The organism is Flavobacterium macacae (assembly GCF_003865365.1).
Taxonomy (GTDB): domain Bacteria; phylum Bacteroidota; class Bacteroidia; order Flavobacteriales; family Flavobacteriaceae; genus Flavobacterium; species Flavobacterium macacae.
This window is the reverse complement of sequence record NZ_RQVR01000009.1, coordinates 142,597-163,563: the sequence shown is the minus strand read 5'-3', so window position 1 is coordinate 163,563 and position 20,967 is coordinate 142,597. Positions and strand designations below refer to the sequence as shown.

Below are 20,967 nucleotides of genomic sequence, written 5' to 3'. Positions count from 1 at the left end.
GTTTTTTCCCGCTTTGTTGGTTTTCATGAGACCATTGGGCTTGTTTGCTGGAAATATGGGAGTATAGCTATATTGTCTTGAGTGAAGAGTGCCCGACGGAAGTCTCCAAAAAAAAACGATAAGATCCCTGAAATAGCCCCGACCGGAGGGAAAAGCCTTTCCGCCTGCCCCCCTTTGCAGGCGCGAAGCTTTGGAAGGAACGGCGGGAATGGCCTATCCTGATAAATGAATGACTGTTCGCTTCTCGAAAAAATGTTGCTGTACATAAGGTGTGTTTTCTTTCTCCTTATATATAGGTATAAAAAAAAGACAGCGGAATGGCTGTCTTTTGTGTTTATTCAAAACGGATGGCCTTTACCGGCGAAATCTTCGTTATAATATAAGAAGGAATGAGGAGCACAAAAAGACAAATGGCGATTGTGCCCAGATTCAACAGCAGGATATAAAACCAATCAAGATAGGCCGGGGCCACGTTGACGTAATAACTTTCGGGATTTAATTTGACGATTCCAAATTGTTGCTGGATCACGATCAGTCCTATTCCTATTATATTTCCCCAAAGAAGTCCGCGGATGATGAGATAAAATGCGTTGTATAGGAATATTTTTCTGACGGACCAATTACTTGCGCCAAGTGCCTTAAGGATTCCGATCATTTGGGTTCTTTCTAAAATAAGTACTAAAAGCGCCACCACCATATTGATCGTGGCGACAATAATCATAATGATTAATATGACAATGATATTAAAATCAAAAAGCTCAAGCCATTCAAAGATGTTGAAGTACTTTTCAGCAATGGTTATCGTGTCTAATGTTTTTGAAGCGTCTTCTTTGTTCTGGGTATTTTGATAGATTTCATCCCCTTTTTCTTCGATCTTTTTAAAGTCGTCAATAAAAACCTCAAAGGCTCCAACTTGGTCTGCTTTCCATTTATTGATTCTTTGGATGTGGCGAAGGTCTCCAATCACATATGTAGCGTCAAATTCTTGGAATCCGGAATTGTAAATTCCTGTAATTTCAAAAACACGAAGGTTTGGCAACTGATTGTTGTCTGCCTTCATAAAATAAGTATTGAACTTGTCGCCTACTTTTAAATGCAAACGATCTGCCAGGTATTTTGAAATAATCACCTGCGGATTTAGGTTTTTTGAAACATCAGGCAGTTTCCCTTCAACAAGATATTCTTTTAAATTATTCCAATCATAATCTTTCCCTACTCCTTTATATATAATCCCTTCAAAAGAAGTTTCAGTTCTGATGATTCCCGCTTTTGCGGCAACGGCTTGAATATGGTTTATGCCTTCAATATTTTTAAACTTGGGATAAAAATCTTGATTGGTAGAAATGGGATTGATGCTGACCTCTGATTGGTTGTCATCATAATTGGTTATAATAATGTGCCCATTAAAGGCTGCTACTTTTTCGCGGATTTTTTGCTGAAGACCTATTCCAGTCGCTACAGAAATAATCATCATAATCATTCCGATGGCAATCGCTGCAATGGCAATTTTTATAATTGGTGCAGAAATACTACTTTTATGATTTTTAGCAGCAATTAGTCTTTTGGCAATAAAGTATTCTAAATTCAAGTTTTGATTGTTTGATTTGAAACACAAATATACTGAAAGTTCTGCTGGCTGAATTACAGAAATCTTTACAAATTAAACTTACCTTATATATGACCATTATTTTAAAATCTTCTTTTGTGTTACTTTCAGGCTTGGCTATCGCTTTATCTTGCGGCAGTTCAAAATCATTTGAAGCAAAAGAAATCAGCCAAAAGCCAATAGTTGAAAATTCAAATGCTGAAAAACCAGTTTCACCTATAAAAACCGGAGCTGATAATTTTGACAAATATCTTCCTCTATTAAAAGGAAAAAAGGTGGGAATTGTCACCAACCAAACCGGAATCTTATCTGACAAAACGCATCTTGTTGATTTTTTACTAGAAAAGAAAATCAGCATCCAAAAAATTTATGCTCCAGAACACGGATTTCGCGGAACGGCTGATGCGGGAGAATTAATAAAAGACGGAAAAGACACGCAGACCGGCTTGCCGATTATTTCACTTTATGGCGATAACAAAAAACCAAAGCCAGAGCAATTAAAAGGAATCGACATTTTGGTTTTTGACCTGCAAGATGTTGGCGCTCGATTTTATACTTACATTTCTTCGCTACATTATGTGATGGAAGCGTGTGCCGAAAACAATATTCCATTGGTGGTTTTAGACCGGCCAAACCCAAACGGCGCTGTTGTGGACGGACCCATTTTAGAAAAAGAAAACACGAGCTTCATCGGAATGCACCCAATTCCGGTTTTGCACGGAATGACCATTGGCGAATATGGTAAAATGATTAACGGTGAAAAATGGCTGAAGAACGGAATTCAATGTGAACTGACCGTGATTCCGTGTTTGAATTACACAAAAGAAATGCCCTATTCGCTTCCTGTAAAACCTTCGCCGAATTTACCAAACGACCAATCCATCAATTTATATGCAAGTCTGTGCTTTTTTGAAGGAACCAATGTGAGCCTGGGAAGAGGAACGGAAAAGCAATTCCAAATCTATGGCTCTCCCTTTTTACCAAAAAATGGTTTTAGTTTTACTCCGAAGCCCAATTTTGGAGCAAAAGATCCTTTGCACAATGGCAAGCTTTGTTATGGCGAAGACCTTACTACAATTTCAAAAGTATCTGGATTGCAATTAAAATGGTTATTGAAAGCCTACAACTCCACTTCTGATAAAAGTAAATTCTTTATTCCGTTTTTTACAAAATTAGCCGGAACAAAAAAACTGCAAGAACAGATTGAAGCCGGAATAACCGAAGCGGAAATTAAAAAAAGCTGGCAGGGTGGCATGGAAGATTTTAAAAAAATAAGAAAAAATTATCAAATTTATTAATTGCCATATTCGCAAAATTGCCTATTTTTAGAATAGAATCTTAAGAGGTTCTGACTAAACCAAAAAACTGAACACTAATGGAAAAATCTCAAATGCTTTTAGACTATATGGACAAAATCCAGGAATTTTTTGAAATGATAAATTCTTATGTAGATATGGCAATCGAAATGTTTCATAAAGCGAAGCATTTTGTAGAAAAGATCATCGAATACCTCAAACAAGGTATCGACTATGTTGTAGATTATGTAGGTGGCAGATTCAATGATGAAATTGAATTGCCCGAAGATTACATCTTTGTATAAAAAAAAGACCTTACTGAGTAAGGTCTTTTTTATTTTGGTTCGTTTTCATTTTCTTCACTCGTGACAATGTCTTTGCAAAAATCCAGTAGAATACCACTAAGATCACAAACAAGAGCAATGTCATTATCGCAACTTCCATGATTTTTGTGAACGTGCTGGAAACAATGACATCTTGATCAGCAAAAATGCCCAACAGCGACAGGGAAAGCGCTATTAAAAAAAGAAGAAATAAGATTTTACTACGTTTCATAAGTTTTAGTTTATTCTACAAATATATCTAAAGTGGCATTTTCTTTTTCATTTCTTCAACAATATTATAGGCCGCAGGGCAAATTGCCACATTTTGCAACGTAAGATTTGAAATCTGCTGGAATTTTTTTCTATCCGTATGCGGAAATTCGCGACAGGCTTTAGGCCGAACATCATAAATCATGCAATAATTTTCTGCATCTAAAAAAGTACACGGAACACTTTTCAATACATAATCGTTTTCTTCATCAATTCTCAAATATTGGTCGATAAACTGCTGTGGCTTTTGCCGAAAGTGTTTTGAAATTCGCTCCACATCGGCAATTGTAAAAAGCGGTCCAGTGGTTTTGCAACAATTAGCACATTTTAAACAGTCGGTTTTTTTGAATTCACGGTCGTGCAAATCCTGCATAACGTAATCCATATTTTTTGGCGCCTTTTTTTTCAGCTTATCAAAATACTTTTTGTTTTCGATATGCTTATCTTTGGCAAGCTTTACAATTTCATTTAAATTTGGTTTCAAGTTTAAAGTTTAAAGTTGAAATGCAAAGTTAAGCAACTAAAAAAACATTAAACCTTAAACGCTACACAAAATTCATGAAAGACCTTTTTGGAAAAGCAATATTGGATTACCAAACGAATAATTCGCCTGAAAATTTGATTACAGAAACTTCCATTTCTGAAGAAGATGAAATGAGCGTTGCGTATCTGTTTCGGAATTTTTCGGCAATGCCAAAGATCGAGCAGAAAGCACTGGAAATTTCCAAAGGAAAAATTCTTGATGTGGGTTGTGGTGCCGGAAGCCACGCTTTGTATCTTCAAGAGGAAAGGAATCTTGACGTTACCGGAATTGACATATCAAAAAATGCCATTGAAGCTTGCCAATTGCGAGGCCTGAAAAACGTGGAAGTGCAAGATTTGATGGAAATGAATTCTGAAACCAAATTCGATACGATTCTTTTATTGATGAACGGAACTGGAATTTTTGGAAAACTGAAAGAAACACCAAAGTTTCTAGAGAAGCTAAAATCGCTTTTGGCGGACGGCGGGCAAATCTTGATCGATTCTTCGGATATTATTTACATGTACGACGAAGACGAATCTGACGATTCAGAAGTTGGGTATTGGATTCCGGGTGATGTGGATTATTATGGCGAAGTAACTTTCACCATCAGCTATAAAAAGGAAACTGAAAAGCCGTTTGATTGGCTGTATTTGGATTTTAACACGTTGCAAAACGCCTCGAATGATAACGGCCTGCAATGCGAACTAATTCAAGAAGGCGAGCATTTTGATTATTTGGCCCGCCTTTTTGTGTAATTTAAATCGCAATTAAATCTGTAGTTTCAAGAATCTCTTGCAACGCGCTGTACAAAACATCCAAATCTTCTTGAGAATTATATCCATTTATGGAATATCTCAAATAAATTTTACCGTTCAAGGGCATTACGGGAATTTCGATTTTATATTTTTCGAATAACAATTCTTTTAATTTAATCGGTTCTTCCGTTTGGATTGGAATGCTCGCCATCTGTCCTAAAAATTCTTCAGAAATTGGACAGAGCGGTTTTGCGTTTAGCAAATCGCAGAAACGCTGGTAATTTTCTCGAACAATGGTTTTGCAGTTGCTTGAAACTGCCTTCCAATTATTATCTTGTAAAAATTCGATCACTTTTGGCGTACATAAAAATGCCGAAATATCGCGAGTTCCTTGATATTCGTGGTAATCTAAAAATTGACTTTCATTAATTGCTGGATTATCATAACCCCAACTTACAACCAACGGATCCATGTCATTTTGGAATTCTTTTTTTACATACAAAAAGGAGCTTCCTTTTGGCGACAGCATCCATTTGTGCAAAGTTCCAGTATAAAAATCTGGATTTAATTCGTCGATATTCAAATAAGTATGGCCCGGAACATGGGCTCCGTCAATGATCGTGATCAAACCTAATTCTTGTGCTTTTTGGCAAATTTCCTTTACAGGAAAAATTAAAGCCGTTGCACTAGAAATTTCATTGATGAAAATAACTTTCGTTTTTGACGTATAACCGCTCCAGAATTCTTCCAAAAGTTTTTCTTTTGACACCAGTGGCAAGGAAATTTCTTGACGAATGTATTTTGCTCCGGTTTTTCTGCAAAAGAAATTCCAAGTTTTATCCATCGCACCATATTCGTGATTGGTTGACAATATTTCGTCTCCTTCCTGAAGATTCAAACTTCTAATAATGGTATTTACGGCAACCGTCGGATTTGGCGTAAAAAAGAAATCTTCAGGTTGACAGCCAATATATTTTGACAATTTTTCTTTGGCCGTTTTTAAATACACGAGCGATTTTTTTACAATAAATTGAACGGGTTCGTGTTCTAATTCTAACTGCAGTTTTTGAAATTCTTCAAAAATCGGTTTTGGAGTTGCACCAAAAGAGCCGTGATTTAAATAAGTGATGGATTTGTCTAAGAGAAATTGGTCTTTCATTACATTTTTGAATTAAAAAAACCCAAACTAATAAATCAGTTTGGGTTCAGTTATCTGAATTTGAAATTATTCTTGTATGTATTTCATCATTGCTGTTTGAAGTTCCATTCCCCACTCTTGACCTGCAGCCATACTTTTACTTGAAAGTTCCCCGCTTTTTTCAGCCATTTTTTTCCCGATTGGAGATTCATAAAACTTAAGCATGTCTTTGATATCTTGGTGTGTGTACACTTCCATATATACTTTTGCCATTTTTTCATATAAAGAAGGAAGCGTTGCATCAAAGTCTTTAGAGAATGCTGCTCTTTTTTCTTCAGGAACTGCAACTAAAATTTGCTCTTTTGCTACTTTCATGGGTCCTGCAGCTCCTGAACTTTGAATCAATTTAACTACATCAGCTTTAAAAGCATCTTGTGCAAAGCTTAATTGTGCTACGAAAATGAAAGCAGCTGTAAAAAATAATTTTTTCATAATTGTTTATTGTTTTTAGGTTGGTTACGGTATATTCAAATATTTGTGTGTTTGCAAAGAAACTCTCCATTTTGGATTTTGCATTACATAATCTACTATCAGCGGCGTCATTTCTTCTTTTTTGCTCCATTCGGGCTGCAAGAATAAAATGGCGTCTTTATTTACTAAGGCTGCTTGTTCTTCTGCAAAGATAAAATCATGTTTGTTAAAGATAATCACTTTTAATTCGTGCGCGCTGTCATAAACCGTTTGGGTCGGCAATTTTGTTTTCTTTGGCGAAAGCGTAATCCAATCCCAAGTTCCGGAAAGCGGATAAGCACCAGAGGTTTCCATATGCACTTTTAAATTGTTCTCTTTTAATTGTGCAGTAAGCGGTCCCATATCCCAAGTTAAAGGTTCTCCTCCGGTTATGACAATAACGTTAGATTCTCTTTTGGCATTTTCAACAATTTTTTCAATTTCGGTTGGCGGATGTAATTCGGCATTCCAGCTTTCTTTCACATCGCACCAATGACAACCAACGTCGCAGCCACCAACCCTAATAAAATAAGCGGCTGTCCCGGTATGGTATCCTTCGCCTTGAATGGTATAAAACTCTTCCATTAACGGAAGCATTGTTCCTTTTTCAACGGCTGCTTGCAATTCTTTCTTCAACATCTTCTTTTAAAATAGGCTGCAAAGATAAGGATTAGAGATTTGAGTTGGGAGTTTTTAGCCCAGAGATTTTAGTATTGAGACCTGAGACGTAAAATTTCCGTCTGGAGTTATGATTTTGGCTTTTTGGAAATTATATATTTTTTGATTACCGTTTTTTATGAAAGTTAAAAAGAAGCCAGAAGTGTTTCACTAACCCCGATACTGCAATTGTTTTAGCTCTTAAACCTGCGACTAAGCAGGTTTAAAGCGAGTTGCTGGAGCGGGAATTTCATTTAAAGAAGGCATTGCGTTGGGTTCATTATTACGCACAAGGTTTGCGTTTGGGCAAAAAAAAACCGACAGCTTTGAAACTGTCGGTTTTGGTATCAAGAATTGTAATTCTTATTTTTTTAATACGTCAAGAGATTCTTTGATGTATTGGCTTGTTGGATCTAAAGCTAAGGCTTTTTCGAAATTTTCTTTTGCTTTTACTTTATCAGAGATTGCGTAGTGAGACCCGATGTAAGAGTACGCTCCGATTAATCCAGCTTTTACACTGTCTTTTGCCATTTCAGCTTCTCCTTTTGTAGTTACCACTTCGATGTATTTTTCATAAGCGGCAACAGCATTTGTTTTTCCTTCTTCACCAACAATGAATCTGTTGATTTTTGCTCTGTTCAAATGCGCATCTTGCGTTGTTGGCGAACCTGCAACTACGTTTCCGTAAGCTACATCAGCCAGTTTAAGCATTTCTTGTACTTTTGGATCCTTTCTTTTCTCATCAGTATCTAAGTCGTTAGCTACATAAAAAAGAACTGCGTTTCCAAGGTAAAAGTTATCTAACAAAGCATTTGGAGAATCTGGTGCTTTTGTAGCTGCTGCAAATACAGGAATCGCTTCAAGATAAAGTTTCTTTTTGTATAAATCTACACCTAAATCACTAAATTCAGCTCCAATTGCAGGATCGATTTCTGTGGCTTTTTTCAAATCTGCCATTGCATTGTCAAACATTGCTTTGTCAGTAATTGTTCCTTCTGGAGAAATTGCTTTTGCTAATTTTGCTTTTGATAGGAAAAGGTAATCTCTACCAGTTACTCTTTTTGCATCAGCCTTTGCAATGAAATCATTTAAAGCTTTGATACTTTCATCATACTTTTTGTTTTCATAGGAAGCATAACCTAAATATCTCAAGATTCTTGGGTTCACTTTATCTAATTTTTGCATTTCTTCCGCTTCCAATTGCAATGCTTGGTAATCTTTTGCCAAGATCAAGAAATCGGCATGACGCATTCTTGATTCGATTGAATTGTCAGTTAAGCTTTTATATTTTGCAGAAAAATCAACTGCTTTTTTAATGTATTCTTCACGTTTTGCTTTATCTCCAGCATTTGTGCTCCAGAAATAATAAGTTTCAGCTAACTCACGGTACACTGGACCGTAATTTGCATTTAACTTAATTACTTCATCAAAAGCTGCGATAGCCTCTGGGAAAGCTTTTGCATTTTTAGTGATTACACCCAATTGCATTTTAGCACGCAAAAGTGAATTATCTAAATCATAAGCTGTTCTGTAAGAACTGTAAGCGCTATTCACATCTTTATCTCCAACTTGAGCATCACCTAAAGTCAAAAATGCTTGCGCAAATTTTGGGTTAATAGTTGTAGCTTTTTTTGCTGAAGCAATTGCTTTTTTATAATCTGGGTTTTCAGAGTTTACATAAGCTTTTGCGATATATAAAAATTCTTCAGTATCTTTCTTTCTTAAGTCAGCTGTTGCTTTTGCAAAATTTGCATCCGCTTCTGCTGCGTTTCCTTTATCAAGGCTAATTTCTCCAAGACCGATGTAATTGAATTTACCATCCTCTTTTACTGTGATTCCTTTATCAAAATAAATTTTTGCAGAATCAATATTTTCAAGTGCTAAATAAATTTCGCCTAAATGAAAATAATTTTTTCCTTTATCTGGGCTTGATGCGATTAACGACTTTAAAATTGTTTTGGCTTTTTGATATTGTTCAGCATCGATTGCTTTTTTGGCAGCATCTAAGTCTTGTGCAAAAACACCTGTTCCAAAAAATAATAATGATAAACTGATAAATTTAAATTTTTTCATTTTGTTGTATTTAATTTTTAATCTATTTCTTTTCGGTTGTAATATTATCTCTAACTTTTACTTCTCTGAGTTCAAGCCGTACTGGGCCTAATCCAGATTTTAAAATTATCTTTTGGCCTGTAGCGCCTGCAACAAAGGTTACAAAACTCGTACCTAAACCGAAATTGCCTTCATAATTTAACATATAAATTTTTCGGACTAATGGATACAATCCTTCTGATAGATTGACTTGGCTCGGTTTATAATACACATCAGAATTAGGCTTAGATTTAACATTTTTGACTCCCAAAACCCTGACAGAACTTGTAAATTTCTGCATGTCAGGCATCGGTTGTGTCATCCAATTCACACCTATAACCCCAATATACCCATCATTTTCACTGATATATTTGATTACTTCGTTACTTGTTTTTAACGCAAAAACGTTTTTATTATCCACATCTTTTACTGAAGCCAATTTTTTCATGTGATTAATTGTGCTTGAATTCGGGTTATCAAACACCAATCCTTTGATGTTTGCTACAGTTTTTCCTTGCATAAAATCAATGATATTCTGTAAATCAATTACAGTATCGTTAGCTTTTGTATTGACAATTAAAGCTATTCCGTCAATCGCAATTTGAGTAATTTTAGGAACAATTTTTTTGTTTGTAAAAGCCCTTTGTTCACTATCACTTAAAACTCTTGACATCACCATTAAACCTGATTCTTCATTTTGAGCCATTTTCAAAATCTCTGTTTCCGCTTTAGGAACTAAATTAATAGTAACGTCACGTTGACTTTGAAATACAGAAACTTGTTCTTCCATCATTGGCATGATGGTTTCGTCGATGTAAAAGGTCGCTTTTTCACCTTTAGCCTTTAACGCCTCTTTCTCATTCTTGTCTTTGCACGCTTGGACAAGAAAAAAACTAAAAATCATCAAGAACGAAGCAAACAGTATTTTTAAGAATTTTGGCATGACTGAATAATTTAAGAGTTATTAGCTTTGTTATAAATCCGTACGCCTCTGTAAAAAGCGTAAACAATTAAAAGAATTCCAAATGCGATTCTGTAATTCATTTCCATGTCTAGTGGAAAATCGGCTTCAGGAAAAAACCGCTCCCAAAAAATGATTCCAGTACCTAAAACAAAATACAAAAGGAAAAACAAAATTGCTATAATAAGAAGAAATCGCTCAAGGAGCGATTTCTGATCTTTTTTATGAGTGTTTCTTTCGATATTCATTAGTTTGATTTAATAACTAAACGAATAGGTAAGTTATAAGCTACACGAACTGCTTTACCGTTTTGAATACCTGGTTTCCATTTTGGAGCAGATTTCAACATACGGATTGCTTCTTTTCCTGTTCCGTAACCAAGGTCACGAATAACTTTAATATCAGTAAGAGATCCATCTTTTTCTACTACGAAGCTTACCAAAACGTTACCGCTAATATCGCTATCAACTTCTGGTACTCTATAGTTTTTTTGAACATATTTACCAAATCCTGCCAAACCGCCTGGGAATTCAGGTAGTACTTGTACAGATGTGTAAATTTTGTTAGGAGCATCTTCGATGATTTCAGCATCCACTTTAACTTCGCTTTGTGTTCCATCTAAAACTACTTCTCCTCCTTCTTTTGCTTTGATTGTTTCAGAACCTGTTTTTTTTAATTCAGTAACTACTGCTACTTCTTCTTTAACAACTTCTTTCTCAACAATTACTGGTGGAACGTATTTTTGAATGTCAACATTTGATTGCGTTTGTTTTTGAACAACTGGTTCAATGATGATCTCTTCTTTAGGCTGAATAGGCTCTGCAATGTTTACTAAAACAACCTGCTCATCTAATGTTTGTACTTCTTCTGGCATGCTATCCGAAATAAATTTTGAAATTACGGGACTAGCTACTAGTAAAAGAAAAATCAACCCACCAATTAATAATGCTCTTAAGGTATATTTACTGCTATCGACACGAAGCTTGTAAGCGCCATAGCTTTTGTTTCTACCTTCAAAAACATTGTCAATCCACTGCTGATCGTATAAATCTAATTTTGATGACATAGTATTTAAATTTTTAAGTTATATAGAAACTCTATTGGTAGATATTATTACTTTCCAAAAGTTTCACGTCAGCATCAGTCATATCAACAGTTGCATACTTTTTAATTCCGGTAATAGCCATTTCATCAAGGATGTCAACGAAATTTTTGTAATTTGACTTTTCACTCGGTTTAATGATCACAGTGATTCCTTCTTTTTCAAGATCTCTTCCACCAGCTTTATTTCTTGCATCAACCAGTTTTTTCTTGTTGATGATTAAATCTCTGATTCCTGCTTTTCCATAGGTTGAAACTGTTGGTCCATCCACTGGATTATCTAATCCTCCACTGTACCACACTAATTTGCCATCTGATCCTAAAACGATTGTCAAGGTTCTCCAAGCAGGTGTTTCTGGTGGTGTTGGATCACCAATTTTTGGTTCATCTGGCATCGCCAAATTCATTGATTGTGGTTTTGACAACGTTGTTGTTAAGATAAAGAAAGTGATAAGCAAGAAGGCAAGATCCACCATTGCAGTTAAATCTACACTTGGGTTTGCTTTTTTACTTCTTACTTTGCCTCCTTTACCGCTGTCGCCACCGCTATTTAATTCTGCCATTTTTTTAGATTATTTATATTAAAAATCCTCACTTCTTAAACCGGTTACTAAGAAAAAGTTGTTCTTTTTTTGCTTTTGCAAAATATCTAACACTTTTTTAACCGTAGGATATTCTTCTTTGGCATCTCCTTTAATCGCGATATCCAAATCTTTCTGATCCATTTCTTTAGTTACTTCACGGGAAATTTTTACCCAGTCTGCCAATTGATTGTTCACCGAATCATAAGGAATTCCTGGCTGGGTTCCTTCTTTCATTCTTTGATCATTTTTCATATCAATCAGTTGCTTCATGCTTCTAATGTCAACTCCAAAGTTATCGATTAAAGCAAATTTAGCAATATCTTTATCTGAAAACTGCACACTGTATTTGTCACCCATTCTCTTCAAAGTTTCTGATCTGACATCTCTACCGCTAACACCGAAAAAAACTTTTCCATTACCTACAGTTAAAGTTGCTAGGTTTGATTCTGGCAATTTTGTTTGTACTGTAGAAGCTGGCGTTTCAATTTCCATTGGTTCTGGTAATTTTGCCGTAGATGTCATTACGAAGAACGAAAGCAATAAGAAAGCTACATCACACATAGCGGTCATATCAACTCTTGTACTTTTTTTGGACATTTTTATTTTTGCCATTTTTATTTTTTGTAGTGAAAGAAAAGGAAAAAAGAAAATGATTTTTTCCTTTTCTTAAATTAATAATACGAACAAATTATCCAACGATACCTTTAGCTCTTCTGTAAGCTTGAGTGATTGTAAATCCAGCTTCGTCGATAAAGTAAGTCAAAGTATCAATTTTTGAAGTAAAGTAGTTGTAAGCAATAATTGCGAATGCTGATGTACTAATACCCATCATTGTATTAATCAAGGCTTCAGAAATACCATTTGCCAACTGTGCCTGATCTGGTGTTCCAGAAGTTGCCAATCCAGCGAAGGCTTTAATCATACCAGATACTGTTCCGATCAATCCTACTAAAGTTCCCAAAGAAACTAATGTTGAAATTACAGTCATATTTTTCTCTAATACAGGCATTTCAAGTGATGTTGCTTGCTCAATTTCATGTTGAATAATTTCTGATGCTTTTTCGCTATCAAAACCTTCAGCTTTTACTTCTTTGTATTTTAACAAACCTGCTTTAATTGCATTAGCAACTGAACCTTGCTGTTTGTCACATTCTGCCATAGCAACTTCCATTTCTCCATTTTTTACTAAAGATTGGACTTTAGCCACAAATTTCTCAACATCTCCATTTCCTGAAGCTTTACCAATCACGATTAATCTTTCAATTGAAAACACAAAAGTCATCAATAATAATCCCATCAAAATCGCAACAATTGGTCCCCCGTGGTAAACCATACCAAGAATATTTCCTTCAAGTGGAGAATTTTCAGGATTCCCACCTTGGAAGTTATTTGGATTACCCATTACAAATTTCCACACTATAAATCCGATAATAAGACAGATTAAAATTGTTAAACCTGCAAATACATTAGAACTTTTGCTTCCTGCTTTTTTTTCAACATTTGCGTTTGATGCCTGTGCCATTTTTTTAATTTTTAGTTTTTTTAATTTTAGAATTTAATTTCGGTAATAGATAAATTTATTATCAGAACGACAAATTTATATTTTTAGTGGTTAAAAAAAAATAAATTGGAGCTTTTTATTCTTTCTTAACGATATATTATAATAACATTAACTTACAAATAATACATCACATAAACTAAAAACAAAGAATTAATCACACAAATGACTGATATACAGAGAACTATTATTAACTACACCTTCAAATAACTGATTATTACCATAACGTTAATAATTTCATCTTTACACTTACATAACTCTTTCTTTATGATTTTTATTGTCTTTAACTGCAAGATATGTCATTACTTAAGTTTTTAGACGATAACTGTCAAAATAAATAAAAACAATCCTAAATTTGTATCATTCGTTCACATATAAATACCAAAAAACAAAATAAAAGTATGGCTTCTATAGAAAAATTCATTGATCACATAAATACGGGTTATACTACAAAAGGAGATAATATCATCCTTGGTGGCGCAATTTTTAATGGAGAAGCGCTTCCAGATGCTCCTATTAAGGTTCCTTTAAAAACATTAAATCGACACGGATTAATTGCCGGAGCAACCGGAACTGGAAAAACTAAAACGCTTCAGGTTTTATCAGAACAGCTTTCTAATTTTGGAATCCCTGTACTTTTAATGGATATAAAAGGTGATTTGAGCGGTATTGCGCAACCTGGAATTGAACAGCCATTTATAACAGAGCGCCACGCCAAAATCAATCTTCCCTATCAAACTGCTGGATTTCCGGTAGAATTGATGACGCTTTCTGATCAAGATGGCGTTCGTCTTCGCGCCACTGTTTCTGAATTCGGCCCTGTTTTGTTTTCTCGAATCTTAGGTTTAAATGACACACAAGCGGGTGTTGTTGCCGTCATTTTCAAATATTGCGACGACAAACAAATGCCTTTGCTCGATTTAAAAGACATCAAAAAAGTCATCAATTTTATTACTGAAGAAGGAAAAGCCGAAATTGAAGAGCATTATGGCAAGATTTCGACTTCTACAACCGGAACAATTCTTCGTAAGATTATAGAACTAGAACAGCAGGGCGCCGATGTGTTCTTTGGTGAAATGTCTTTTGAGATTAGCGACTTAATGCGAATTGACGAAAACGGAAAAGGCTACAGTAATATAATACGTCTGACCGACATCCAAGACAAGCCAAAATTATTCTCCACCTTTATGTTGAGCCTTTTGGCAGAAATTTACAATCAAATGCCGGAACAAGGCGATTCTGGGCAACCCGAATTGGTTATTTTTATTGATGAAGCGCATCTCATTTTTAGCGAAGCCAGCAAAGCCTTGTTAGACCAAATCGAAAATATTGTCAAATTGATCCGTTCAAAAGGCGTCGGGATTTTCTTTGTAACCCAAAATCCGATGGACGTGCCAAGTGGCGTTTTAGGACAATTAGGTTTGAAAATTCAGCACGCATTGAGAGCTTTCACGGCAAACGATCGAAAAGCCATTAAAATGACTGCTCAAAATTACCCAATTTCAGAATATTACGATACTGAAACGACGCTGACATCACTTGGAACCGGAGAGGCTTTAGTAACAGTTTTAAACGAAAAAGGGATTCCGACTCCGTTAGCCGCCACAATGATGCGGGCGCCAATGAGCCGAATGGATATTTTGACAGCGGACGAAATCAGCCAAATCAATCAGAAATCAAAACTCGTTAAAAAATATAGCGAAGTGATTGACAGGGAAAGCGCTTATGAAATTTTAAACAAAAAAATTGCCGAAGCCGAAGTACAAGCTTCTGAAGTGGCAGAACAGAAACAACAAGAAAAAACCGAAAAGAAAACCGCAAATGAACCGATGAGCCAAACCACAAAAAGCGTGGTAAAAGTACTGACAAGCGCTACTTTTATTCGTGGCTTCTTTGGAGTTTTGACTAAATTATTTAAAAAATAGAAGATTCGATTTTTAGATTGTTTGATGTTTCGACCCTTTGAGCAATCTAAAAATCAATTTCTCCCAAACATACGCAATCGTTTTTCTTTAAAAAAAGTTAATAAAGAACCCCAAAAAAGATATATGTGGTAACTTTACGTACAAACACAATCGTATGGAAACCAAGAAAAGAATCATCATCGTGGGTGCGGGTTTCGGAGGTTTAACTTTAGCCGAAGACCTTGAAAACTCTGGTTATGAAATCTATCTCATAGACAAAAACAACTACCACCAATTTCAGCCGCTGATGTACCAAGTGGCCACTGCAAGACTGGAACCTTCAAGTATTTCTTTTCCGTTAAGAAAAGTTTTTCAGGGTTCAAAAAATGTCAAAATCCGAATTGCCGATGTACTTTCGGTCGATACTCAAAATAAAATTTTAACGACTTCAATTGAAGATTTTTCATATGACTATCTGGTTTTTGCCTTTGGATGCAAAACGAATTATTTCGGAAATAAAAATTTAGAAAAATTAGCTTTCCCGATGAAATCGGTTCCAGAAGCGATTCAATTGCGCAACCGGATTCTCCAGACATTTGAAGAAGCGGTTTCTACCAAAGAAGAAGATTTGCAATATCTTTTGAACTTTGTGATTGTTGGCGGAGGCCCAACGGGTGTGGAATTAGCCGGAGCTTTGGCAGAAATGAAAAAAAATGTGCTTCCGAAAGATTATCCAGATAAAGATTTTTCAAAACTCACGGTTTACTTATTAGAAGGTTCGCCAAATGTCTTAAATCCGATGAGTGAAGACTCTCGGAAAATGTCCAGACAATACCTTGAAGAACTGGGCGTAGTAGTAAAAACCAGCACAATCGTTGAAAATTATGACGGCCATACGGTGCATTTAAAAGGTGGCGAAATAATCAATGCTAAAAATGTAATTTGGGCGGCGGGCGTGGTTGGAAACAATATTGAAGGGTTACCAGAAGAAGCCATCACGCGCGGGAATCGAATTATCACCAATCGTTTTAACGAAGTGCAAGGTCTTGACGGTGTTTTTGCAATTGGCGATATCGCGTACATGACGACTCCCAAATACCTAAACGGACATCCTCAAGTGGCAAGCGTTGCAAACGAACACGCAAAAAACTTGGCGAAAAATTTCAAATTACAGCTTAAAAATAAACCAAGGAAAGAATTTGAATACCACGACAAAGGTTCGATGGCAACCATCGGAAAAAGAAAAGCCGTTGTCGATTTGCCAAGCTTCAGCTTTCAAGGAAGATTTGCTTGGTTCACTTGGATGTTTGTGCATCTGATGCTGATTTTGAGCGTCAGAAACAAACTTTTCATCTTTATCACCTGGGCTTACAGCTATTTTAGCAATGATTCTACGTTGAGAATTCTGATCAAACCGGCGAAGAAGGTTAAAAACTAGATTTAAGTTTTAAGTAAAATTAAAAAAGTTTCAAAGAGCAATTATGTTTTACTCTTTGAAACTTTTTTTTTAAAACTTAGTTACTTTTAAACTTAGAAACGCAACAATCCTAATATTTTCTCCTCCACTTCCTCACTGTCCCATTTTTTTTCTATTTGAGGCAAAAGCATTACTTGATCCATAATTGCCTTTTGATGGTCACCGATAGCCAAAGCTTCAGAATAAGGTCGGTGGCTGAAAGTTACACGGCTGTATAACGGCAACCATTTATCTGGATACTTTTCTGAAAATCGTTTTTCAATTTTCTTGCGAAGCAAAAAGCTTTCGTCTGCCGTTTTAGAACTCATTTCCATGAAATTTCGATACGAAAGTTCCGCAATTGCATCTGCATCAGGCTTTCTGCTTTTTTCATAGGCTTTGAAAATCTTCTCCCAATCATCACCAAATTCTTCCATAAATTCATGCAAAACCGTGATATCTTCAAAACCGGCATTCATTCCCTGTCCGTAAAAAGGAACGATCGCGTGGCAGGCATCTCCAATCAAAGCTACTTTATTTTCAAAAGTCCAAGGAAAACATTTCATGGTAACCAACGTGCTTGTTGGATTTTTAAAGAAATCTTCCGCTAAATTCGGGATCACATCCACAGTATCCGGAAGGTTTTTTTCAAAGAAATCTTCCACTTGCTTTCTATTCGTTAAAGAAGCGAAAGAATTTTCTCCTTCAAAAGGCATAAAAAGTGTACAAGTGAAACTTCCGTCAAGGTTTGGCAAAGCAATCAACATGTAATCTCCTTTGGGCCAAATGTGAAACGAGTTTTTATCTAAGCGGTGCGTTCCGTCAGGATTTGCAGGAATATGTAATTCTTTGTAACCTGTAGGCAAAAATTCTTGTGAATAATCAAACATGCTTTGGCGTTGCATTCTGTGGCGAACCCTTGAAAAAGCGCCGTCTGAACCAAAAACCATATCATATTTTACAGCTTCCCACTCACCTCTTTCGGTTTCCCCGATTTGAAGCGTGGCTTCCGCCAAATTGACGTCCCAGATTTTCTTTTCGAAGAAAAATTCTGCTCCGGCTTCTTCAGCCAAATCAATCATTTTTCGGTTCAAAGTACCTCTAGAAATTGAATAAATGCTTTCTCCATTGAAACCATACGGCTGAAATTTTAATTCGTTGTTCACGTGAATCGCCCGCTTGTCCATTGCAATTGCAATTTCACGAACTGAGTCGCCAACATTTACCGCATCCAAAGCTTTCCAACCGCGATCCGACATGGCCAAATTTATCGAACGTCCAGAAAATTGAATTTTTCGAATATCAGGGCTTCTGTCATAAATATGAACCGAATGCCCTGCTTTTCTGAGGTATACCGCCAACAACGAACCGACTAATCCGGAACCTACGATGGCAATACTTAAAGATTTTTGCATTAAAAAATAGCTAAATTATAGAGACCCAAATTTAATCAAATTAGGGTATAAAGGGTTTAAAATGCGTAATTATTTATAATTTCAATCGATTTCCTAAAACTTTACCATTAAAACGTATGAATATAAAATTAGAGCTTCTGTTATTTCCTTTTTTGTCAGTTAATTATTGAAATGCAAATCTTAAATTAAACAAAAAAGACGAACATCGCGTCCGTCTTTTCTTATTTTGAAGATAAAATATTACCTGTTAAATTTAATCTTTTCCCCTACGTTCAATCCGTTGTTTTTTGCCAAAACCCCGCACATGTGGAAAAGCATTCTGGCACCCACGTTTCCGTCCCAATCATCATCGCCTGGAGCCACTTCGACTAAATCAAAACCGATGATTTCTTTACCGCTTTCGCCTAATTTACTCAAAAGATATGCCGCCTGCTCAAAAGAAAATCCACCCGGAACCGGAGTTCCTGTATTTGGACAATACCACGGATACATGCCGTCAATATCAAAACTGATCGCTACTTTTTGTGGCAACGCCGAAATAATATGGTCGCAGTGCTGTTCCCATGTTTTTCCAGAAAACGTTTCTGCTTTCAAATCCATATCGGTGTGAACCAAAACGCGGTCGCCTTGTTCAAAAGCCGTTTCTACTTCTTGCTGGCAGAAATCACGAATCCCGACCTGAACGATTTTTTTCAATTGCGGAATTTGCAACGCGTTGTACATAATGGACGCGTGTGAATATGTAAATCCTTCGTAAGCGATTCTCAAATCCATATGCGCATCCAAATGCAACAGTCCAAATTCGCTATGTTGTTCCGCTAAAGCTTCATAATAACCCAAAGGTGTAGAATGATCGCCTCCTAAAAGCACGACTTTTTTGCCTTTTTTTACCCAATAAAGTACACGTTCCTTTACTTCTGCTTTTAGCTGTGCACAAACTTTGTTGATTTCATCCAAGTCTGCTTTCAAATCTTTATTGGCTTGAATGTCTTCGCCTGCTTCTAATGCTTCAATGATTGGCTGTGCCCATCCCTTATATTTGGCGCTGTCGTCGCTCCATTTTGCGGTTTGCTCATTTAAGTCTAAAAACATTCCGAGTTTCCATAATTCAGGAAATTCTTGGTGGTGCAAATCTACTTGGAAAGAAGCTTCTAAAATTGCTTCAGGACCTTCAGAAGCACCTGCTCCATAACTCACTGTAACTTCCCACGGCACCGGAATAATGATAATTTCGCTTTCTTCGGCTGTAAAAGGAAGTCCGAAAATACTTTGGTCCGCTAACCCGGGTTGCGATGGATCAAAGGAATTTATTTTTTCTTGTTTGTTCATTTTTTATATTTTTAGAAATTGTCATTGCGACGTAGGAAGCAATCACATAATCAAGTTCCACAATTCTCTTGTTTCTTTTTTCTATTTTCTAACTATGCTCTTGAATTCCGGCTTTTAAAATCTGACCAAATTCATACATATCTTCGAACGAACAGTATAACGGAACTGGCGCCAAACGAATTACGTTTGGTTCTCTCCAGTCGGTAATTACTCCGTTTTTCATTAGGTAATCAAACAAACTTTTGCCTTCTCCGTGTAGAAAAACAGACAATTGGCTTGCTCTTTCTTCTGGATTTGTGGGCGTTATTATTTCAAAAGTACTGTTTACTTCTTTGTCAATTTCTTGCAAGATAAATTCTAAATACGAAGTAATCTGATCTCTTTTTTCGATTAAAGCATCCATTCCAACTTCTGCAAACATTTCTACGGAAGCCAAATAAGGGGCCAAAGTCAATACGGGAAGATTGCTGATCTGCCAACCGTTTGCTCCTGGTTCTGGATTGAATTTTGGCTCCATTAAAAAGCGTTTTGCTTTGTTTTGTCCCCACCAGCCAGAGAATCGATTCAATTCATAATTGTCATGGTGGTCTTCATGGATAAAACATCCGGAAGCATTTCCTGGTCCTGAATTCATATATTTATAACTGCACCAAGCGGCGAAATCTACATCCCAGTCGTGCAATTCTAATTTAATGTTTCCTGCGGCGTGTGCCAAATCCCAACCCACATAAGCGCCCACTTTGTGTCCGGCTTCGGTAATGGTTTTGATGTCGAAAACTTGGCCGGTATAATAATTTACGCCACCGATTAAAACCAGGGCCAATTCGTCTCCGATTTCTTCGATTCTCGCCAAAACGTCTTCCAAACGAATATTGTGTTCGCCTTCTCTTCTGTGGATTTCTACAATCGCATCGTCTGGATTGTATCCGTGGAATTTGACTTGGCTTTGAAACATATATTGATCACTTGGAAATGCTTTTGCTTCGCAAAGTATTTTGAATTTCTTTTCTGTTGGTCGATAAAACGACACCATCAACAAATGCAGATTTACCGTCAGTGTATTCATCACGGTTACTTCGCTTGGCAAAGCTCCGACGATTTTACTTAATGGCTCTGCGAATCTTTCGTGGTAATCCCACCACGGTTTTTCAGAATAAAAATGTCCTTCAACAGCCAGTTTTGCCCAATCGTCCATTACTTCGTCAACGAAGGCACGGGTTCTTTTTGGCTGTAATCCAAGGGAATTTCCAGTGAAGTAGATTACTTTTCTTCCGTTGACTTGCGGGAAGAGAAATTCATTTCTGTAGTGGTGTAATTTGTCTTGTGTGTCGAGCTCTTGTGCGAATTCGCGGGTATTTTGAAAGGTCATTGGTTGTTTGATTTGCTTGGCGGTAAATTTAAGAAAAAAGATTGAAATGGTTTTTGAATTTTGAACCATTACAAGGAATAAGCTTCTGTTGTTTTAATTAGGGACGCAGATTTTGGCAG

General features: G+C 36.3%; 20 protein-coding genes. 5 read left to right on the top strand and 15 right to left on the bottom strand.

Features of this window, described 5'->3' with window-relative positions; translation table 11 throughout:
- Positions 1-334: 334 nt before the first annotated feature.
- Complete coding sequence (locus EG849_RS09465) at positions 335-1,588, bottom strand: ABC transporter permease (protein WP_125012840.1); 1,254 nt, start codon at positions 1,586-1,588, stop codon at positions 335-337.
- An 89-nt stretch (positions 1,589-1,677) separates the two neighbouring features.
- Here EG849_RS09465 and EG849_RS09460 point away from each other — a divergent pair, with 89 nt between their 5' ends.
- Positions 1,678-2,904, top strand: coding sequence for an exo-beta-N-acetylmuramidase NamZ family protein (locus tag EG849_RS09460; RefSeq protein ID WP_125012839.1), 1,227 nt, complete (start codon positions 1,678-1,680; stop codon positions 2,902-2,904).
- A 77-nt stretch (positions 2,905-2,981) separates the two neighbouring features.
- A complete protein-coding gene (locus EG849_RS09455) occupies positions 2,982-3,206 on the top strand; it encodes a hypothetical protein (protein WP_125012838.1) in 225 nt (74 codons plus the stop codon).
- A gap of 10 nt (positions 3,207-3,216) precedes the next feature.
- Here the strand turns inward: EG849_RS09455 and EG849_RS09450 are convergent, their stop codons facing one another.
- A complete protein-coding gene (locus EG849_RS09450) occupies positions 3,217-3,456 on the bottom strand; it encodes a hypothetical protein (protein WP_125012837.1) in 240 nt (79 codons plus the stop codon).
- A gap of 27 nt (positions 3,457-3,483) precedes the next feature.
- On the bottom strand, positions 3,484-3,978 hold the full coding sequence (locus tag EG849_RS09445) for a YkgJ family cysteine cluster protein (protein ID WP_125012836.1): 495 nt from the start codon (positions 3,976-3,978) through the stop codon (positions 3,484-3,486).
- Between the two features lie 74 nt (positions 3,979-4,052).
- Here EG849_RS09445 and EG849_RS09440 point away from each other — a divergent pair, with 74 nt between their 5' ends.
- On the top strand, positions 4,053-4,775 hold the full coding sequence (locus EG849_RS09440; protein WP_125012835.1) for an SAM-dependent methyltransferase: 723 nt from the start codon (positions 4,053-4,055) through the stop codon (positions 4,773-4,775).
- 1 nt (position 4,776) lies between these two features.
- On the opposite strand, the gene EG849_RS09435 is transcribed toward EG849_RS09440, so the two are convergent.
- From EG849_RS09435 to EG849_RS09390, 9 genes are all read right to left on the bottom strand, one after another.
- Entirely contained in the window at positions 4,777-5,934 is a 1,158-nt protein-coding gene (locus tag EG849_RS09435; RefSeq protein WP_125012834.1) for an aminotransferase class V-fold PLP-dependent enzyme, read from the bottom strand.
- Positions 5,935-6,000: 66 nt separating this feature from the next.
- Positions 6,001-6,405 (bottom strand): DUF2059 domain-containing protein, encoded by a 405-nt coding sequence (locus EG849_RS09430; protein WP_125012833.1) that lies wholly within the window; start codon positions 6,403-6,405, stop codon positions 6,001-6,003.
- A 24-nt stretch (positions 6,406-6,429) separates the two neighbouring features.
- On the bottom strand, positions 6,430-7,062 hold the full coding sequence (locus EG849_RS09425; protein ID WP_125012832.1) for a 7-carboxy-7-deazaguanine synthase QueE: 633 nt from the start codon (positions 7,060-7,062) through the stop codon (positions 6,430-6,432).
- 381 nt (positions 7,063-7,443) lie between these two features.
- Positions 7,444-9,153 (bottom strand): tetratricopeptide repeat protein, encoded by a 1,710-nt coding sequence (locus EG849_RS09420; protein WP_125012831.1) that lies wholly within the window; start codon positions 9,151-9,153, stop codon positions 7,444-7,446.
- Between the two features lie 22 nt (positions 9,154-9,175).
- A complete protein-coding gene (locus tag EG849_RS09415) occupies positions 9,176-10,114 on the bottom strand; it encodes a PstS family phosphate ABC transporter substrate-binding protein (protein WP_125012830.1) in 939 nt (312 codons plus the stop codon).
- Positions 10,115-10,379: 265 nt separating this feature from the next.
- The gene (locus tag EG849_RS09405) at positions 10,380-11,198 is read right to left on the bottom strand and encodes an energy transducer TonB (RefSeq protein WP_125012828.1); all 819 of its coding nucleotides are present in this window, start codon (positions 11,196-11,198) and stop codon (positions 10,380-10,382) included.
- Positions 11,199-11,229: 31 nt separating this feature from the next.
- Entirely contained in the window at positions 11,230-11,796 is a 567-nt protein-coding gene (locus EG849_RS09400; protein ID WP_125012827.1) for an ExbD/TolR family protein, read from the bottom strand.
- Positions 11,797-11,814: 18 nt separating this feature from the next.
- Positions 11,815-12,429 (bottom strand): ExbD/TolR family protein, encoded by a 615-nt coding sequence (locus EG849_RS09395; RefSeq protein WP_125012826.1) that lies wholly within the window; start codon positions 12,427-12,429, stop codon positions 11,815-11,817.
- A 76-nt stretch (positions 12,430-12,505) separates the two neighbouring features.
- On the bottom strand, positions 12,506-13,339 hold the full coding sequence (locus EG849_RS09390; RefSeq protein WP_125012825.1) for a MotA/TolQ/ExbB proton channel family protein: 834 nt from the start codon (positions 13,337-13,339) through the stop codon (positions 12,506-12,508).
- Between the two features lie 437 nt (positions 13,340-13,776).
- Here EG849_RS09390 and EG849_RS09385 point away from each other — a divergent pair, with 437 nt between their 5' ends.
- Positions 13,777-15,300, top strand: a complete 1,524-nt coding sequence (locus EG849_RS09385; protein WP_125012824.1) for a helicase HerA-like domain-containing protein — start codon at positions 13,777-13,779, stop codon at positions 15,298-15,300.
- A 154-nt stretch (positions 15,301-15,454) separates the two neighbouring features.
- Positions 15,455-16,717, top strand: a complete 1,263-nt coding sequence (locus EG849_RS09380) for an NAD(P)/FAD-dependent oxidoreductase (RefSeq protein WP_125012823.1) — start codon at positions 15,455-15,457, stop codon at positions 16,715-16,717.
- Positions 16,718-16,809: 92 nt separating this feature from the next.
- Here EG849_RS09380 and EG849_RS09375 read toward each other — a convergent pair whose 3' ends face one another.
- From EG849_RS09375 to kynU, 3 genes are all read right to left on the bottom strand, one after another.
- Positions 16,810-18,150 carry an FAD-dependent oxidoreductase gene (locus EG849_RS09375; RefSeq protein ID WP_125012822.1) on the bottom strand — a complete coding sequence of 447 codons (1,341 nt, stop codon included), beginning with the start codon at positions 18,148-18,150 and terminating at the stop codon, positions 16,810-16,812.
- Between the two features lie 240 nt (positions 18,151-18,390).
- Positions 18,391-19,479, bottom strand: coding sequence for an agmatinase family protein (locus EG849_RS09370; RefSeq protein ID WP_125012821.1), 1,089 nt, complete (start codon positions 19,477-19,479; stop codon positions 18,391-18,393).
- A gap of 88 nt (positions 19,480-19,567) precedes the next feature.
- Positions 19,568-20,848 (bottom strand): kynureninase, encoded by a 1,281-nt coding sequence (gene kynU, locus EG849_RS09365; RefSeq protein WP_125012820.1) that lies wholly within the window; start codon positions 20,846-20,848, stop codon positions 19,568-19,570.
- Positions 20,849-20,967: the final 119 nt, after the last annotated feature.

What these genes read in the sequence shown, in the direction of transcription:
- EG849_RS09460 (WP_125012839.1), top strand. Translation starts at nt 1,678, where the DNA reads ATGACCATTATTTTAAAATCTTCTTTTGTGTTACTTTCAGGCTTGGCT.
- EG849_RS09455 (WP_125012838.1), top strand. Translation starts at nt 2,982, where the DNA reads ATGGAAAAATCTCAAATGCTTTTAGACTATATGGACAAAATCCAGGAA.
- EG849_RS09450 (WP_125012837.1), bottom strand. Translation starts at nt 3,456, where the DNA reads ATGAAACGTAGTAAAATCTTATTTCTTCTTTTTTTAATAGCGCTTTCC.
- EG849_RS09440 (WP_125012835.1), top strand. Translation starts at nt 4,053, where the DNA reads ATGAAAGACCTTTTTGGAAAAGCAATATTGGATTACCAAACGAATAAT.
- EG849_RS09435 (WP_125012834.1), bottom strand. Translation starts at nt 5,934, where the DNA reads ATGAAAGACCAATTTCTCTTAGACAAATCCATCACTTATTTAAATCAC.
- EG849_RS09430 (WP_125012833.1), bottom strand. Translation starts at nt 6,405, where the DNA reads ATGAAAAAATTATTTTTTACAGCTGCTTTCATTTTCGTAGCACAATTA.
- EG849_RS09425 (WP_125012832.1), bottom strand. Translation starts at nt 7,062, where the DNA reads ATGTTGAAGAAAGAATTGCAAGCAGCCGTTGAAAAAGGAACAATGCTT.
- EG849_RS09420 (WP_125012831.1), bottom strand. Translation starts at nt 9,153, where the DNA reads ATGAAAAAATTTAAATTTATCAGTTTATCATTATTATTTTTTGGAACA.
- EG849_RS09415 (WP_125012830.1), bottom strand. Translation starts at nt 10,114, where the DNA reads ATGCCAAAATTCTTAAAAATACTGTTTGCTTCGTTCTTGATGATTTTT.
- EG849_RS09405 (WP_125012828.1), bottom strand. Translation starts at nt 11,198, where the DNA reads ATGTCATCAAAATTAGATTTATACGATCAGCAGTGGATTGACAATGTT.
- EG849_RS09400 (WP_125012827.1), bottom strand. Translation starts at nt 11,796, where the DNA reads ATGGCAGAATTAAATAGCGGTGGCGACAGCGGTAAAGGAGGCAAAGTA.
- EG849_RS09395 (WP_125012826.1), bottom strand. Translation starts at nt 12,429, where the DNA reads ATGGCAAAAATAAAAATGTCCAAAAAAAGTACAAGAGTTGATATGACC.
- EG849_RS09390 (WP_125012825.1), bottom strand. Translation starts at nt 13,339, where the DNA reads ATGGCACAGGCATCAAACGCAAATGTTGAAAAAAAAGCAGGAAGCAAA.
- EG849_RS09385 (WP_125012824.1), top strand. Translation starts at nt 13,777, where the DNA reads ATGGCTTCTATAGAAAAATTCATTGATCACATAAATACGGGTTATACT.
- EG849_RS09380 (WP_125012823.1), top strand. Translation starts at nt 15,455, where the DNA reads ATGGAAACCAAGAAAAGAATCATCATCGTGGGTGCGGGTTTCGGAGGT.
- EG849_RS09375 (WP_125012822.1), bottom strand. Translation starts at nt 18,150, where the DNA reads ATGCAAAAATCTTTAAGTATTGCCATCGTAGGTTCCGGATTAGTCGGT.
- EG849_RS09370 (WP_125012821.1), bottom strand. Translation starts at nt 19,479, where the DNA reads ATGAACAAACAAGAAAAAATAAATTCCTTTGATCCATCGCAACCCGGG.
- kynU (WP_125012820.1), bottom strand. Translation starts at nt 20,848, where the DNA reads ATGACCTTTCAAAATACCCGCGAATTCGCACAAGAGCTCGACACACAA.